Here is a 15,520-nt window from a genome sequence, read left to right as displayed (position 1 = left end):
CAGCCGATAAACGGTAAATGCCATCTGCTGATATTCCGCTATTCATCACGGCTTACTGGCCTTACAGACGCAAACTTGGCTTAAATGCCCTGCCCGCTGGAGCGGGGCGGGTGTCGCCTGTTACCATTCGCCGCTTGATTGTTTTGCTTTTCATTATTTTCGAGACATGCCATGACCACCGTCCGCACTCGCATCGCGCCATCGCCTACCGGGGATCCCCACGTAGGTACCGCTTACATCGCATTGTTCAACTACTGCTTTGCCAAGCAGCACGGCGGTGAGTTCATCCTGCGGATCGAAGACACCGACCAGTTGCGTTCGACCCGCGAGTCCGAACAGCAGATCTTCGACGCCCTGCGCTGGTTGGGCATCGACTGGAGCGAAGGCCCGGACGTTGGCGGCCCGCACGGCCCGTATCGCCAGAGCGAGCGCGGCGACATCTATCAGAAGTACTGCCAGCAACTGGTCGATATGGGCCATGCGTTCCCATGCTTCTGCACTGCTGAAGAACTGGATCAGATGCGCGCCGAGCAAATGGCTCGCGGCGAAACGCCACGCTACGACGGCCGCGCGCTGCTGCTGTCGAAAGAAGAAGTCGCAGCCCGTCTGGCCGCTGGCGAACCCCACGTGATCCGCATGAAAGTGCCGAGCGAAGGCGTTTGCGTGGTGCCGGACATGCTCCGTGGCGACGTCGAGATCCCGTGGGATCGCATGGACATGCAAGTGCTGATGAAGACCGACGGCCTGCCGACGTACTTCCTCGCCAACGTGGTCGACGATCACCTGATGGGCATCACCCACGTGCTGCGCGGCGAAGAGTGGCTGCCATCGGCACCAAAACTGATTCTGTTGTACGAATACTTCGGCTGGGAACAACCGGAGCTGTGCTACATGCCGCTGTTGCGTAACCCGGACAAGAGCAAGCTGTCCAAGCGCAAGAACCCGACCTCGGTGACGTTCTACGAGCGCATGGGCTTCATGCCGGAAGCGATGCTCAACTACCTCGGCCGCATGGGCTGGTCTATGCCGGACGAGCGCGAGAAGTTCTCGCTGCAGGAAATGGTCGACAACTTCGACCTCAAGCGTGTCTCGCTCGGTGGGCCGATCTTCGACATCGAGAAGCTGTCGTGGCTCAACGGCCAGTGGCTGCGTGATCTGCCGGTGGAAGAGTTTGCCAGCCGTCTGCAGACCTGGGCGCTGAACCCGGAATACATGATGAAGATCGCGCCGCTGGTGCAGGGTCGCGTTGAAACTTTCAGCCAGGTTGCACCGCTGGGCGGGTTCTTCTTCGCCGGTGGCGTCAATCCGGATGCCAAACTGTTCGAATCGAAAAAGCTCTCGGGCGATCAGGTTCGTCAGTTGATGCAGTTGATCCTGTGGAAGCTGGAAAGCCTGCGTCAGTGGGAGAAAGACAACATCACCGCAACGATTCAGGCAGTGGTTGAATCGCTGGAATTGAAACTGCGTGACGCGATGCCGCTGATGTTTGCTGCAATCACTGGTCAGGCGAGCTCGGTGTCGGTGCTCGATGCGATGGAAATCATCGGCCCGGATCTGACCCGCTTCCGTCTGCGTCAGGCGATTGACCTGCTGGGCGGTGTGTCGAAGAAAGAAAACAAAGAGTGGGAAAAGCTCCTGGCCGCCATCGCCTAAACGCTTTGCCTTCTTGTAGGAGCTGCCGAAGGCTGCGATCTTTTGATCTTGTTTTCAAAAGATAAAGTCAAAAGATCGCAGCCTGCGGCAGCTCCTACAGGTCTGTGTGACATCCCGAGTCCCGAATTTACGGGGGGAGGGCGGTAAGTGATTGTTATGCCGACGAAAAACTTTGAAATTTTTCAAAAATAAGTTTGACAGGCTTTCGATACGCCCTTAAGATTCGCCCCGTCCTCAGCGATGACATCAACGATGAGGGGCTATAGCTCAGCTGGGAGAGCGCCTGCATGGCATGCAGGAGGTCAACGGTTCGATCCCGTTTAGCTCCACCAATTTTACACTTCGAGGTCTGGCCACACCGGCCTTGAAGCGATCAACACTCAGTGTTGGTCTGTTGTATAGAAGGGTTTGCGTCCCCTTCGTCTAGTGGCCTAGGACACCGCCCTTTCACGGCGGTAACAGGGGTTCGAGTCCCCTAGGGGACGCCAGTTTTACAGAAGTGATGTTGCAAGATGTCACTCCGCCGCGAGGCGATAAATCGGGGCTTTAGCTCAGCTGGGAGAGCGCCTGCATGGCATGCAGGAGGTCAGCGGTTCGATCCCGCTAAGCTCCACCAATTTTACAGTTCAAGGTCTGGCCACACCGGCCTTGAATCGATCAGCACTCAGCACTGATCAGTTGTATAGAAGGTTTGTGTCCCCTTCGTCTAGTGGCCTAGGACACCGCCCTTTCACGGCGGTAACAGGGGTTCGAGTCCCCTAGGGGACGCCACGATTACCCGCTCTGCGGGATTTTATAAGGGTCATTCAATTATTGAATGGCCCTTTTGTTTGTCTGGCGTTTGGCCAATTCTCCTATTTCCTAAACTGTGCTTCAGACCAGCGGTCACATTCTTGACTTGCAGATTATTATTATGCGAATAATATTCTAGTCGTAATATTCGGAGGCAACGATGAACGATAAAAAAGCTCAAACCCGCGAACGCATCCTCAAGGCTGCCAGCGCTGCACTGATTCAGCGCGGCCCGGCAGACCCTAGCGTGGGCGAAGTGATGGGCGCAGCCGGCCTGACGGTTGGCGGCTTCTACGCGCACTTCGAAAGCAAGGACGCGATGATGCTTGAAGCGTTCAAACAGCTGCTTGGCCGCCGCCGCGACCTGATTGCCGACATGGACGCCGAACTGACCGGTGAAGAACGCCGCGCGCTGGTGGCTGCGTTCTACCTGTCGCGCAAGCACCGTGATTCCAGCGAAGCGGCCTGCCCGATTCCGGCGTCGATCGGTGAGTTGGGGCGTCTGCCGGAATCGTTCCGCATCGCGCTGAACGAACACCTGGAATTGATGATTGCGCAGTTGGCGTCCAGCCCTGAGGACACCGACAAAGCCCTGGCTGATGTGGCCTTGATGGTGGGAGGTCTGGCCCTCGCAAGAGCGCTCGGCCCTGGAGATTTATCCGATCGATTGCTGCGCGCTGCCAAGTCGGCGGTGCGTTGACCTGAAGGCAACACGCCTGAGGAGAGAGCGATGAGCACGTTGAAATGGGTTCGTGGCGTTAATGGCACCTTAGGCTGGTTTGCACCGAAATTAGTGGCGAGCAAAATGCGCCTGGCGTTCATGACGCCGCGCGCGCTGCCATTGCGCGATTGGGAATTGCCGATGCTGGCCAGTGCCGAGCGCATCACGCTTCGCTTCGGACTCTCGGCATTGCGCTGGGGCCAAGGCCCGGCGGTGCTGCTGATGCACGGCTGGGAAGGGCGGCCCACCCAGTTCGCCGCGCTGATCACGGCGCTCGTCGATGCCGGTTACACCGTCGTTGCGCTCGATGGCCCGGCACACGGTCGCTCACCGGGGCGTGAAGCCAACGTCGTCCTGTTCGCCCGCGCCATGCTTGAGGCTGCTGCCGAGCTTCCGCCGCTGCAAGCGGTCATCGGTCACTCCATGGGCGGCGCCAGCGCGATGCTCGCCGTGCAATTGGGCTTGCGCACCGAAACCCTCGTCAGCATCGCCGCGCCGGCACGCATTCTTGGTGTGTTGCGCGGGTTTGCTCGCTACATGGGCATGCCACCGCGAGCGCGTTCGGCCTTCATCCGTCAGGTCGAGCAGGACGTCGGCATGCGCGCCGCGACCCTTGACGTTGCCCACTATCAACTGGATATGCCCGGCCTGATCGTGCACGCCGAGGACGACAATTTCGTCTCGGTCAAAGAGTCGCAGTTGATCCACGAATCCTGGTTCGACAGCCGTCTGCTGCGCCTTGAGGGCGGTGGTCATCAGCGCGTGCTCGCCGACCCGCGCGTGATTGATGGCGTGTTATCACTGCTCGCCGGCCGTAGCCTTCAGGCGCGCCAATCGGCGTGAGCTCCGTTACACTGCCCCGGTTGAATAACTGACCGGGAGTGGGGCATGGGCTGGGATCGGGCAACGCCGTTTACCATTGATCTGCAAGTAGGCGCCGAAGACATCGACGGGCTGGGCCACGCGAATAACGCGGTCTACGTGACTTGGCTCGAGCGCTGCGCCTGGCGCCACTCGCAGCGTCTGGGGCTGGATCTGGTTGAATATCGGCGACTGGATCGGGCGATGGCCGTGGTGCGCCACGAAATCGATTATCTGGCAGCGGCGTATGAAGGCGACGAGTTGCAATTGGCGACATGGATCGTCGATTGGGATCAACGTTTGAAGATGACACGGCACTTTCAGTTGATCCGCCCGAGCGACAACACCACGCTGCTGCGTGCGCAAACCACGTTTGTCTGCATCGAACTGTCCACCGGCAAACCCAAGCGCATGCCGGCCGAGTTTATCGAAGGCTATGGCCCGGCGATCCTGACCCCGGCCTGACACAATCCCTGTAGGAGCTGCCGCAGGCTGCGATCTTTTGATCTTGATTATAAAAAACAACATCAAAGATCGCAGCCTTCGGCAGCTCCTACAAGGGATCTGCGGTTTCCCGCGATATCCAGTAAACTGCCGCACGTTTTTTCCTTAAGTAGTGTTTTCCCCATGCAAATTGCTCTGGCGCCCATGGAGGGGTTGGTCGACGACATCCTCCGCGACGTGCTGACCCGCGTTGGCGGCATCGACTGGTGCGTGACCGAATTCATTCGGGTCAACGATCAGTTGCTCACCCCGGCGTACTTCCACAAGTTCGGCCCCGAGCTGCTCAACGGCGCCCGCACCGCTTCCGGCGTGCCGCTGCGCGTGCAATTGCTCGGTTCCGACCCGGTGTGCCTGGCGGAAAACGCTGCGCTGGCCTGCGAGCTCGGCTCCGAAGTGATCGACCTCAACTTCGGCTGCCCGGCCAAGACCGTGAACAAATCCCGTGGCGGCGCGGTACTGCTGAAAGAGCCCGAGTTGCTCAACCAGATCGTCGAACACGTGCGCCGTGCCGTGCCTGCGCATATTCCGGTGACCGCGAAAATGCGCCTCGGCTTCGACAGCCCCGACGGCTCGCTGGTATGCGCCACGGCATTGGCCGAAGGCGGCGCCGAACACATTGTGGTTCACGCGCGAACCAAAATGGACGGCTACAAACCGCCGGCGCACTGGGAGTGGATCCCGCGTGTGCAGGACGTGGTCAAGGTGCCGGTGTTCGCCAATGGCGATATCTGGAGCGTCGAAGACTGGCGTCGTTGCCGCGAAATCAGCGGCGTCGAAGACATCATGCTCGGTCGCGGTCTGGTGTCGCGCCCGGATCTGGCCAAACAAATCGCCGCTGCCCGTGCCGGAGAAGAAGTCGTCGAGATGACTTGGGCGGAACTGATGCCGCTGATTCAGGACTTCTGGTTGCAAGCCAAAGCACAGATGACCGCTCGCCAATCGCCGGGCCGTTTGAAGCAATGGCTGGCGATGCTGACGCGCAATTATCCTGAGGCGACCGAACTGTTTACCGTGCTGCGCCGTGAGACCGAGCCGGATCATGTTTCGCGTTTGCTGGGTTTGCCGGTTGCCGAAGCCGCCTGAAAAAACTGCAAACGGGCTTATAAAAAAAGGGCGCCAACGGCGCCCTTTTTTGTGCCCGCTATTCCAGCAACACCTTCAAATCATCCAGCGCCACCGGCCGGCTGTGCAGATAACCCTGATACAAATGGCAACCTAATCCCTGCAAAAACGCCAACTGCTCCGGCGTCTCCACCCCTTCGGCGATCACTTCCAGCTCCAGACTGCGCGCCATCGCGACGATTGCGCGGATGATCTCGGCATCGTTCGGATCCGTCGTCGCATCACGGATAAACGACTGATCGATTTTCAGCGTGTCCACCGGCAAGCGCTTGAGGTACGTCAGCGACGAATACCCTGTGCCGAAATCGTCCATGGCGAAGCTCACGCCGAGTTTTTTCAGGCGACGCATTTTGCTGATGGTGTCTTCCAGGTTCTGGATGACGATGCCTTCGGTGATTTCCAGTTTCAGCAGCGAGCAGGGCAAGCCGTGGCTGATCATGCTGTGTTCGATGCGTTCGACGAAGTCGTTCTGGCGGAACTGGCGCGGGCTGATGTTCACGCACAGGCTGAAGTTGAGCGGGTCGACCAGTTTCAGTCCGATCAGCTGTTTGAAGGCGTCGCAGGCTTCGTCGAGGATCCACGTGCCGACTTCGAGAATCAGGCCGCTGTCTTCCAGAACCTTGATGAATTCGGTGGGCGATTGCGCGCCGAGTTCCGGGTGGTTCCAGCGCACCAGCGCTTCGGCGCCGATGATCTGGTTGTTGCGGGCATCGATCTGCGGCTGGAAGTGCACGTTGAATTCACCGCGCGACAGCGCCAGACGCAAATCGGTCTCCATGCGCAGCCGCTCGCTGGCCGCTTTCTGCATGGTGTTGTGGTACATCTGCGTGGTGTTGCGCCCGGAATCCTTGGCCCGGTACAGCGCGATATCGGCGCGTTTGAGCAGATCGGTCGGGGTCGAGCCGTGATCGGGAATCAGCGCCACACCGATGCTCGGCGTCACTTGCAGGCGCTGGCCATCGAGGAACATCGGTTCCGAAAGCAATTCGCGGATGGTGTCGGCCAGTTCGCGCACTTGCGCACTGACTTCGTTGCGCGAACCTTCCAGACCGCTGAGCAGCACCACAAACTCATCACCGCCGAGGCGCGCGACGGTGTCTTCCATGCGCACGCTGGCTTCAAGGCGCGCGGTGATGATCTTCAACACCGTGTCGCCGACCGGATGGCCGAGGGAATCGTTGATGTGCTTGAAGTGATCGAGATCGAGAAACAGCAAGGCGCCGCGCAGGTTATGGCGCTTGAGCAGGGCGATCTGCTGGCTCAGGCGATCCATCAGCAAGGCGCGGTTGGGCAGGTTGGTCAGTGGATCGTGATAAGCCAGATGGCGAATTTGTGCTTCGGCATTTTTCAGCAGACTGACGTCGCGGGCGGTCAGCAGCAGGCACGCGGTTTCATTGAGGGTGATCGGCTCGACCGAGACTTCGACCGTGAGCATTTCCCCGCGCTTGTTGCGCCCAAGCATTTCCTGATGGTGCACGCGGCCCTTGATTTGTAACTCGGCGAGTAGCGCCGAGCGCTGTTTCTCCTCGGCCCAGATGCCGACCTGATACACGGTTTTACCGACGACCTCTTCAGCGCGATAACCGGTGAGGCGGCAGAAACCGTCGTTAACTTCCAGATAGCGCCCGGAATCACGTTCGGTGATGGTGATCGCGTCGGGGCTTGAGTGAAACGCCTTGGCGAATTTCTCTTCGCTGGCCTTCAGTGCAGCCTCTGAACGTTGCTGCTGAGTAATGTCGCGCAGGGTGGTGACGATGCACGGTTGATCGCCGACGCTGATCTGCCGACTAGAAATCACGCAGGTCAGCGACTGGCCGTCCTTGTGCTGGACGATGATCGCGACGTTGCTCAGGCCCTGTTCGCGGATCACCCGCTCAATGCGTTGCAGACTTTTTGCCGAAGCGTCCCACAGGCCGATTTCTTCGGCGGTGTGGCCAATCACGTCGCCGGCACTCCAGCCGAAAGTCTGGGTGAAGCTGTTATTGATCTCGATGAACTCGCCGCTGTCCTGGCGTGTGACGCAGATCGGGTCGGGGCTGACCTGGAACAGCGTGGCGAATTTTTCTTCTGAGGCGACCAGGCGCTGCTCGCGCTCAACCTGATCGGTGATGTCGAGCAGCGTGCCAGCCATGCGCAGCGGCGCGCCGTTGTCGTCGCGGTAGAGGCGGGCGCGGCTTTCCAGATAGCGCGAGCTGCCGTCCGGCAGTTGCACGCGATAGGTCAGTTGATAATTGCCTGCCGGGCCTTCGCGCAGGGAACGGTAGGCGTCGCGCATGCTGTCGCGTTCTTCGCCGGGCACGCCTTCGAAGAATTCATCGAACGATTCATGGAACGGTTTCGCTTCAAGCCCGTGTAACTGCGCGGCGCGCGCCGAGCCGTAAAGCATGCCGCTGGGGATGTGCCAGTCCCACGTGCCGAGTTGCGCCGAGTCCAGCGCGAGGTCGAGACGTTCCTGGCTGTCCTTCAGCGCGTGTTCGGCAGCTTTGCGTTCGGTGGTGTCGAGGAAGGTGCTGAGCAGATAGGGTTGGCCTTCCAGTTCGACCTTCTGCGCGCTGAGAATGCCGTCGTGGATTTGGCCGTTGCTCGCACGGAACTGCACTTCCATGGCGATGAGTTCGCCTTTGGTGTTGGTCTTTTTGACCAGTTCGGCGCGTTGTTCGGGATGCACCCACAAACCGAGTTCCAGCGTGGTACGGCCGATGGCGCTCTGCACCGGCCAGCCGAACAGGCTTTCAAAATACTGATTGGCCTCGCTGATCAAGCCATCTTCCTGGCGGGTGAGCAAAACCATGTTGGGGCATAGGTGAAATAGTGTGGCGAAACGTTTCTCCGAGCTGCTCAGCGCTTGCTCGCGTTGGCGCTGGTGGGTGATTTCGCGAATCACCCCGATCATTCGGGGGCGGCCGTTTTTGTCCGGCAGCAGACTGCCGCTGATCTCCAGCCAGTGCAGGCTGCCGTCGGGCCATTGGATGCGGTGGTGCATCGCTTGCTCCAGCGGCGCACCGGCAATCACCGCGTGGAAGGCACGCACGGTTTTCGCGCGGTCTTCCGGAGGCAATAAATCGAGGTATTCAAGGTCGGCCGGCAGCGGCTGGCGTGGATCGAAGCCGAATAATGCCTGCGTGCCCCGCGACCAACTGATCTGCCCGCGCTCGATGTCCCAATACCAGGCGCCGAGCCGGGCGCCGTTGAGCGCCGCGAGCAATTGCGGCGCACTTTCCCAGCTCTGCTCGGAATGCCGTGGATCAATTGCCTGAATGCGCGGCATCGGCGGGATACGGTCAACAGATTTCGGCATTGGTTACGGGCCTTGAGCTGGTTTATGCGTTAGGCACAGGGAAACGCGGCTCTATAGGAGTAGCACAAGTCAGCCGAGAGTCCCTGGCAGATCGATTTGTGCGTCCAGCAAGGCCATAAAGGCGCGAGCCGCGTTCGATAGCGTCCGTTCAGTGTGCAAGATATAGCCTAGCTGGCGCCGCAGCTGTATGCCCGGCAAAGCGATGCTTGCCACCTGATCATCGAGCATCGTGCGCGGCAGCACGCTCCAGGCCAGGCCGATCGAGACCATCATCTTGATGGTTTCCAGATAGTTGGTGCTCATGGCGATGTTCGGCGTCAGGCCCTGAGCCTCGAACAGTCGTTGGACAATATGGTGAGTAAATGTGTTGCCACCGGGGAAAACCGCCGGATGGCCGGCAATGTCCGCCAGGCTGACGGCGCCGTTGCTGATCAGCGAATGCTCCGGGGCGACCACGAAATCCAGCGGGTCGTCCCACACCGGCGTGGCTTTGACCAGCGCATGCGGCTCTGGCGCCAGGGTGATCACCGCCAACTCGGCGCGGCCATGGAGAATTTCTTCGTAGGCCACTTCCGAATCGAGGAACTGAATATCCAGCGCGACCTGTGGGAAACGGCGGGTGAACTCCCTTAATAGCGGTGGCAAACGGTGCAGGCCGATGTGGTGACTGGTCGCCAGGGTCAGGCGCCCGCTGACTTCGCCGGTCAGGTTGGTCAATGCGCGGCGGGTGTCATCGAGCACGTTGAGAATCTGGTAGGCCCGTGGCAGCAGGGCGCGGCCGGCTTCGGTCAGGCCGACTTCACGGCCGAGACGATCGAACAGGCGCACCTTTAATTGTTGCTCCAGCCCGGCAATACGTTTGCTGATCGCCGGCTGCGTCAGGTGCAAGCGTTCGCCGGCGCCGGAGAAGCTGCCGGTCTCGGCGATGGCGATAAAAGCGTTGAGGTTGGCCAGATCCATGGTTGTATTCCAGTTGGTTATCCAAAGCATAAAAAATATGAATTTGAGTTATTTAATGTAACCCCATAGGATCGACCTCACAAGCCAAAGGGTTATTGAAACGTTCAAGGCCCGGGGCATAGAAACAAGCTGATGAGGAACCGTCTGATGGCCGGCAAAACGCTCTACGACAAGCTCTGGGATTCGCATTTGGTCAAGCAGCGCGACGATGGCTCGGCGCTGATCTACATCGATCGTCACATCATTCACGAAGTGACTTCGCCGCAAGCCTTTGAAGGTCTGCGTCTGGCCGGGCGCAAGCCTTGGCGCATCGATGCCAACATCGCGACCCCGGATCACAACGTACCGACGACGCCAGAGCGCAAGGGCGGCATCGAAGCGATTGCCGATCAGGTCTCGCGTTTGCAGGTTCAGACCCTCGACGACAACTGCGATGAATACGGCATCGTCGAGTTCAAGATGAACGACGTCCGCCAAGGCATCGTCCACGTGATCAGCCCGGAGCAGGGCGCGACCTTGCCGGGCATGACCGTGGTCTGCGGCGACTCGCACACCTCGACCCACGGCGCATTCGGCGCTTTGGCGCACGGTATCGGCACCTCCGAGGTCGAGCACGTGCTCGCCACACAGTGCCTGGTCGCCAAGAAAATGAAAAACATGCTGGTGCGCGTTGAAGGGCAATTGCCGTTCGGCGTGACCGCCAAGGACATCGTCCTCGCGGTGATCGGCAAGATCGGCACCGCTGGCGGTAACGGCCACGCCATCGAATTCGCCGGTAGCGCGATTCGCGATTTGTCCGTTGAAGGCCGCATGACCATCTGCAACATGTCCATCGAAGCCGGCGCCCGCGTAGGTTTGGTGGCAGCGGATCAGAAGACTGTCGACTACGTGAAGGGTCGTCCATTTGCTCCGAAAGGCGCGGAATGGGGCATGGCCGTCGAGTCCTGGAAAGATCTGGTCTCCGACGCCGACGCCAAGTTCGACACCGTGGTTGAGCTCGACGCTACGCAGATCAAGCCGCAAGTCAGCTGGGGCACTTCGCCTGAGATGGTTTTGGCGGTTGATCAGAACGTGCCGGATCCAGCCAAAGAAATGGATCTGGTCAAACGCGACTCGATCGTCCGTGCCTTGAAATACATGGGTTTGACCGCCAATCAGGCGATCACCGACATTCAGCTGGATCGCGTGTTTATCGGCTCCTGCACCAACTCGCGCATTGAAGACTTGCGTGCTGCGGCGGTGATCGCCAAGGGTCGTAAAGTTGCTTCAACCATCAAGCAAGCGATCGTGGTGCCGGGTTCGGGTCTGGTGAAGGCGCAGGCAGAGGCCGAAGGTCTCGACAAGATTTTCCTTGAAGCCGGTTTCGAATGGCGTGAGCCGGGTTGCTCGATGTGCCTGGCGATGAACCCGGATCGTTTGGAGTCCGGCGAGCATTGCGCCTCGACCTCCAACCGTAACTTCGAAGGCCGTCAGGGCGCCGGTGGCCGTACCCACCTCGTCAGCCCGGCCATGGCGGCGGCGGCAGCGGTGAACGGTCGTTTCATCGACGTTCGCGAATTGATTTAAGGAGCGCAGCATGAAAGCTTTTACCCAGCACACTGGTCTTGTCGCGCCTTTGGATCGTGCCAACGTCGACACTGACCAAATCATTCCGAAGCAGTTTTTGAAGTCGATCAAACGCACCGGTTTCGGCCCGAACCTGTTCGACGAGTGGCGTTACCTCGATGTCGGGCAACCGTATCAGGACAACTCCAAGCGTCCGCTGAACAAGGACTTCGTCCTCAACGCCGAGCGTTATCAAGGCGCCAGCGTGTTGCTGGCCCGCGAGAACTTCGGTTGCGGCTCCAGCCGTGAACACGCGCCATGGGCGCTGGAAGAATACGGTTTCCGCAGCATCATCGCGCCGAGCTACGCCGACATTTTCTTCAACAACAGCTTCAAGAACGGCTTGTTGCCGATCATCTTGAGCGACGCTGAAGTCGATGAGTTGTTCAAGCAGGTCGAGGCTGAGCCAGGTTATCAATTGCAGGTCGATCTGCAAGCGCAGACCGTGACCAGCCCGAATGGCAAGGTGTACAGTTTTGAGATTGATGCGTTCCGTAAGCATTGCCTGTTGAACGGTCTGGACGATATCGGGCTGACCCTGCAGGACGGTGATGCGATTGCGACGTTTGAGGCCAGGCATCGGGTTAGCCAGCCTTGGTTGTTTCGCGACGCGTGATTTGCGTATGGCGAATGGAGCCATCGCGAGCAGGCTCACTCCTACATTTGAAATGCGTTCCCCTGTAGGAGTGAGCCTGCTCGCGATGAGGCCCTCAAAAGCACCACAAGACTCATCCTAAAAAGGAAGTGACCATGACCAGCACCGCCCAACACGCCCAGGTCGTACAAAAGCAATTCGGTGAGCAGGCCGCCGCCTACCTGAGCAGCGCCGTTCACGCTCAAGGCACCGAATTCGCGCTGCTACAGGCGGAGCTGGCCGGGCAGGGCGAGGCTCGTGTGCTGGACTTGGGTTGTGGCGCCGGTCACGTCAGTTTTCACGTGGCATCGCTGGTCAACGAAGTGGTCGCTTACGACCTGTCGCAGCAAATGCTCGACGTGGTCGCCGCCGCTGCGATTGATCGCGGTATCGGCAACATTTCTACGGTCAACGGTGCCGCCGAGCGTCTGCCGTTTGCCGATGGCGAGTTCGACTTCGTGTTCAGCCGTTATTCGGCGCATCACTGGAGTGATCTCGGTGTAGCCCTGCGCGAAGTGCGTCGGGTGCTGAAGCCGGGCGGTGTGGCGGCGTTCGTTGACGTGTTGTCACCGGGCAGTCCGTTGTTCGACACTTACCTGCAAAGCGTCGAAGTGCTGCGCGACACCAGCCATGTGCGCGATTATTCTGCCGCTGAATGGTTGCGCCAGGTCAGCGAGGCCGGTTTGCATGTGCGTAGCACTGCGCGTCAGCGCCTGCGTCTGGAGTACACCACTTGGGTTGAGCGCATGCGCACACCCGAAGTGATGCGCGCCGCGATCCGCCAGTTGCAGCAGTCGATGGGCAACGAAGTGCGCGAATATTTTGAGATTGATGCCGACGGCTCGTTCAGTACAGATGTAATCGTATTGATGGCTGAGCGCTAAGAATTTTTCCGGGCGCGCCTCAGATGGCGCACCGACTGAAGACACGAGGAAAGCATGAGCAAGCAGATTCTGATTCTCCCAGGTGACGGTATTGGTCCGGAAATCATGGCCGAAGCGGTCAAGGTGCTGGAACTGGCCAACGACAAATACAGCCTGGGCTTCGAGCTGAGCCATGACCTTATCGGTGGCGCGGCCATCGACAAGCACGGCGTGCCGCTGGCCGACGAAACCCTAGACCGTGCCCGCGCTGCCGATGCCGTACTGCTGGGCGCCGTCGGTGGCCCGAAATGGGACACCATCGAACGTGATATCCGCCCTGAGCGCGGCCTGCTGAAAATCCGTGCGCAACTGGGCCTGTTCGGCAACCTGCGTCCGGCGATTCTGTACCCGCAACTGGCTGAGGCTTCGAGCCTGAAGCCGGAAATCGTTGCCGGTCTGGACATCCTCATCGTTCGCGAACTGACCGGTGGCATCTACTTCGGCGCGCCACGCGGCACCCGTACTCTGGAAAACGGCGAGCGTCAGTCCTACGACACGCTGCCGTACAGCGAAAGTGAAATCCGCCGCATCGCCCGCGTCGGTTTCGACATGGCCATGGTGCGTGGCAAGAAACTCTGCTCGGTGGACAAGGCCAACGTGCTTGCGTCCAGCCAACTGTGGCGTGAAATCGTCGAAGAAGTGGCCAAGGATTACCCGCAGGTCGAACTGAGCCACATGTACGTCGACAACGCCGCGATGCAACTGGTGCGCGCGCCGAAGCAGTTCGACGTGATCGTCACCGACAACATGTTCGGCGACATCCTGTCCGATCAGGCGTCGATGCTCACCGGTTCCATCGGCATGCTGCCGTCGGCGTCGCTGGACACCAACAACAAGGGCATGTACGAGCCTTGCCACGGTTCCGCTCCGGACATCGCCGGCAAAGGTATTGCCAACCCGTTGGCGACCATTCTGTCGGTCTCGATGATGCTGCGTTACAGCTTCAATCTGCAGGATGCGGCTGATGCCATCGAAAAAGCCGTCAGCGTCGTGCTCGACCAGGGTCTGCGCACGGGCGACATCTATTCGGCCGGTTGCACCAAAGTCGGTACGCAGGAAATGGGCGACGCAGTAGTCGCCGCGCTGCGGAATCTGTAATCTCTCGGGCCCGCTGCGAAATTCAATACAAAGCAGCGGCCCACTTTTCAAGAAGGTGTAGTTGCGATGAAACGTGTAGGTCTGATCGGTTGGCGCGGAATGGTCGGTTCCGTGCTCATGCAGCGGATGTTGGAAGAGCAGGATTTCGATCTAATCGAGCCGGTGTTTTTCACCACTTCCAACGTCGGTGGCCAAGGCCCGTCCGTGGGCAAGGACATTGCTCCGCTCAAGGATGCTTACAGCATTGATGAGCTGAAGACCCTCGACGTGATTCTGACCTGCCAGGGCGGCGACTACACCAGCGAAGTGTTCCCGAAACTGCGCGAAGCGGGCTGGCAGGGTTATTGGATCGACGCGGCCTCGAGCCTGCGCATGAACGATGACGCGGTCATCATTCTTGATCCGGTGAACCGCAAGGTCATCGATCAGCAGCTTGATGCAGGCACCAAGAACTACATCGGCGGCAACTGCACTGTCAGCCTTATGCTGATGGGCTTGGGCGGCTTGTTCGAGGCCGGTCTGGTCGAGTGGATGAGCGCCATGACCTATCAGGCGGCCTCCGGTGCCGGCGCGCAGAACATGCGTGAACTGATCAAGCAAATGGGCGCGACCCACGCCGCTGTCGCTGATCAACTGGCCGATCCGGCCAGCGCGATCCTTGACATCGACCGTCGCGTTGCTGATGCCATGCGCAGCGAAGCGTACCCGACCGAAAACTTCGGCGTACCGCTGGCCGGCAGCCTGATCCCGTGGATCGACAAGGAACTGCCGAACGGACAGAGCCGTGAAGAGTGGAAAGCTCAGGCCGAGACCAACAAGATCCTCGGTCGCTTCAAGAGCCCGATCCCGGTCGACGGCATCTGCGTGCGCATCGGCGCCATGCGTTGCCACAGCCAGGCGCTGACCATCAAGCTGAACAAAGACGTACCGATCGCCGATATCGAAGGGCTGATCAGCCAGCACAACCCTTGGGTCAAGCTGGTACCGAACAACCGCGATATCAGCATGCAGGAGCTGAGCCCGACCAAGGTTACCGGCACCTTGAATGTGCCGGTTGGCCGTCTGCGCAAGCTCAACATGGGCTCGCAGTTCCTCGGCGCGTTCACCGTTGGCGACCAACTGCTGTGGGGCGCGGCCGAACCGCTGCGTCGCATGCTGCGGATTTTGCTCGAGCGTTGATCGCTTGAAGCAATGAAAGAGCCCGTGCCTTGAAAGAGGTGCGGGTTTTTTTATGCCTGAAGTTTCTCGGGTGACTGTGCCGGCCTCTTCGCGAGCAAGCTCGCTCCCACATTTGATCGGCGCCGAACACTCAGGTTGTGTCCGCCCGATATTCACTGTGGGAGCGAGCT

The 15,520-nt window shown here is 59.6% G+C and carries 12 protein-coding genes and 4 tRNA genes; 14 read left to right on the top strand and 2 right to left on the bottom strand.

Annotated features, from left to right (window positions below):
* Positions 1-171: 171 nt before the first annotated feature.
* The 9 genes from gltX to QMX93_RS14420 all read left to right on the top strand — a co-directional run bounded on the left by gltX (position 172) and on the right by QMX93_RS14420 (position 5,614).
* Entirely contained in the window at positions 172-1,653 is a 1,482-nt protein-coding gene (gene gltX, locus QMX93_RS14460) for a glutamate--tRNA ligase (RefSeq protein WP_053118904.1), read from the top strand.
* 256 nt (positions 1,654-1,909) lie between these two features.
* Positions 1,910-1,985: transfer RNA gene (locus QMX93_RS14455), tRNA-Ala, on the top strand.
* Between the two features lie 80 nt (positions 1,986-2,065).
* Positions 2,066-2,141 (top strand) — tRNA-Glu (locus QMX93_RS14450).
* A gap of 52 nt (positions 2,142-2,193) precedes the next feature.
* Positions 2,194-2,269 (top strand) — tRNA-Ala (locus QMX93_RS14445).
* Positions 2,270-2,348: 79 nt separating this feature from the next.
* Positions 2,349-2,424 (top strand) — tRNA-Glu (locus tag QMX93_RS14440).
* A gap of 181 nt (positions 2,425-2,605) precedes the next feature.
* On the top strand, positions 2,606-3,145 hold the full coding sequence (locus tag QMX93_RS14435) for a TetR/AcrR family transcriptional regulator (protein WP_053118906.1): 540 nt from the start codon (positions 2,606-2,608) through the stop codon (positions 3,143-3,145).
* A 30-nt stretch (positions 3,146-3,175) separates the two neighbouring features.
* Positions 3,176-4,009 carry an alpha/beta fold hydrolase gene (locus tag QMX93_RS14430; RefSeq protein ID WP_212544403.1) on the top strand — a complete coding sequence of 278 codons (834 nt, stop codon included), beginning with the start codon at positions 3,176-3,178 and terminating at the stop codon, positions 4,007-4,009.
* 45 nt (positions 4,010-4,054) lie between these two features.
* Positions 4,055-4,492, top strand: a complete 438-nt coding sequence (locus tag QMX93_RS14425; protein WP_053118910.1) for a thioesterase family protein — start codon at positions 4,055-4,057, stop codon at positions 4,490-4,492.
* Positions 4,493-4,654: 162 nt separating this feature from the next.
* Positions 4,655-5,614 (top strand): tRNA-dihydrouridine synthase, encoded by a 960-nt coding sequence (locus tag QMX93_RS14420; RefSeq protein WP_116031011.1) that lies wholly within the window; start codon positions 4,655-4,657, stop codon positions 5,612-5,614.
* Positions 5,615-5,672: 58 nt separating this feature from the next.
* Here QMX93_RS14420 and QMX93_RS14415 read toward each other — a convergent pair whose 3' ends face one another.
* Together QMX93_RS14415 and QMX93_RS14410 are read right to left on the bottom strand one after the other, a co-directional pair.
* Positions 5,673-8,951: a PAS domain S-box protein gene (locus QMX93_RS14415; RefSeq protein ID WP_053118921.1), complete on the bottom strand. Its 3,279-nt coding sequence runs from the start codon at positions 8,949-8,951 to the stop codon at positions 5,673-5,675.
* Positions 8,952-9,020: 69 nt separating this feature from the next.
* Positions 9,021-9,911 (bottom strand): LysR family transcriptional regulator, encoded by an 891-nt coding sequence (locus QMX93_RS14410; protein WP_282356649.1) that lies wholly within the window; start codon positions 9,909-9,911, stop codon positions 9,021-9,023.
* A 147-nt stretch (positions 9,912-10,058) separates the two neighbouring features.
* Between QMX93_RS14410 and leuC the strand changes: the two genes are divergently transcribed.
* From leuC to asd, 5 genes are all read left to right on the top strand, one after another.
* Positions 10,059-11,477, top strand: a complete 1,419-nt coding sequence (leuC, locus tag QMX93_RS14405; RefSeq protein WP_282356648.1) for a 3-isopropylmalate dehydratase large subunit — start codon at positions 10,059-10,061, stop codon at positions 11,475-11,477.
* A gap of 10 nt (positions 11,478-11,487) precedes the next feature.
* The gene (gene leuD, locus QMX93_RS14400; RefSeq protein ID WP_053118928.1) at positions 11,488-12,132 is read left to right on the top strand and encodes a 3-isopropylmalate dehydratase small subunit; all 645 of its coding nucleotides are present in this window, start codon (positions 11,488-11,490) and stop codon (positions 12,130-12,132) included.
* Positions 12,133-12,266: 134 nt separating this feature from the next.
* Positions 12,267-13,034 carry a class I SAM-dependent methyltransferase gene (locus QMX93_RS14395; protein WP_282356646.1) on the top strand — a complete coding sequence of 256 codons (768 nt, stop codon included), beginning with the start codon at positions 12,267-12,269 and terminating at the stop codon, positions 13,032-13,034.
* Between the two features lie 54 nt (positions 13,035-13,088).
* On the top strand, positions 13,089-14,171 hold the full coding sequence (gene leuB / locus QMX93_RS14390) for a 3-isopropylmalate dehydrogenase (RefSeq protein ID WP_129394715.1): 1,083 nt from the start codon (positions 13,089-13,091) through the stop codon (positions 14,169-14,171).
* A gap of 66 nt (positions 14,172-14,237) precedes the next feature.
* On the top strand, positions 14,238-15,350 hold the full coding sequence (gene asd, locus QMX93_RS14385; protein ID WP_008083209.1) for an aspartate-semialdehyde dehydrogenase: 1,113 nt from the start codon (positions 14,238-14,240) through the stop codon (positions 15,348-15,350).
* Positions 15,351-15,520 lie beyond the last annotated feature (170 nt).

The organism is Pseudomonas sp. PS01303 (assembly GCF_029959385.1).
GTDB lineage: Bacteria > Pseudomonadota > Gammaproteobacteria > Pseudomonadales > Pseudomonadaceae > Aquipseudomonas > Aquipseudomonas rustica.
The sequence above is the reverse complement of the archived record's forward strand: the minus strand, read 5'-3'. Positions and strand labels throughout refer to the sequence as shown.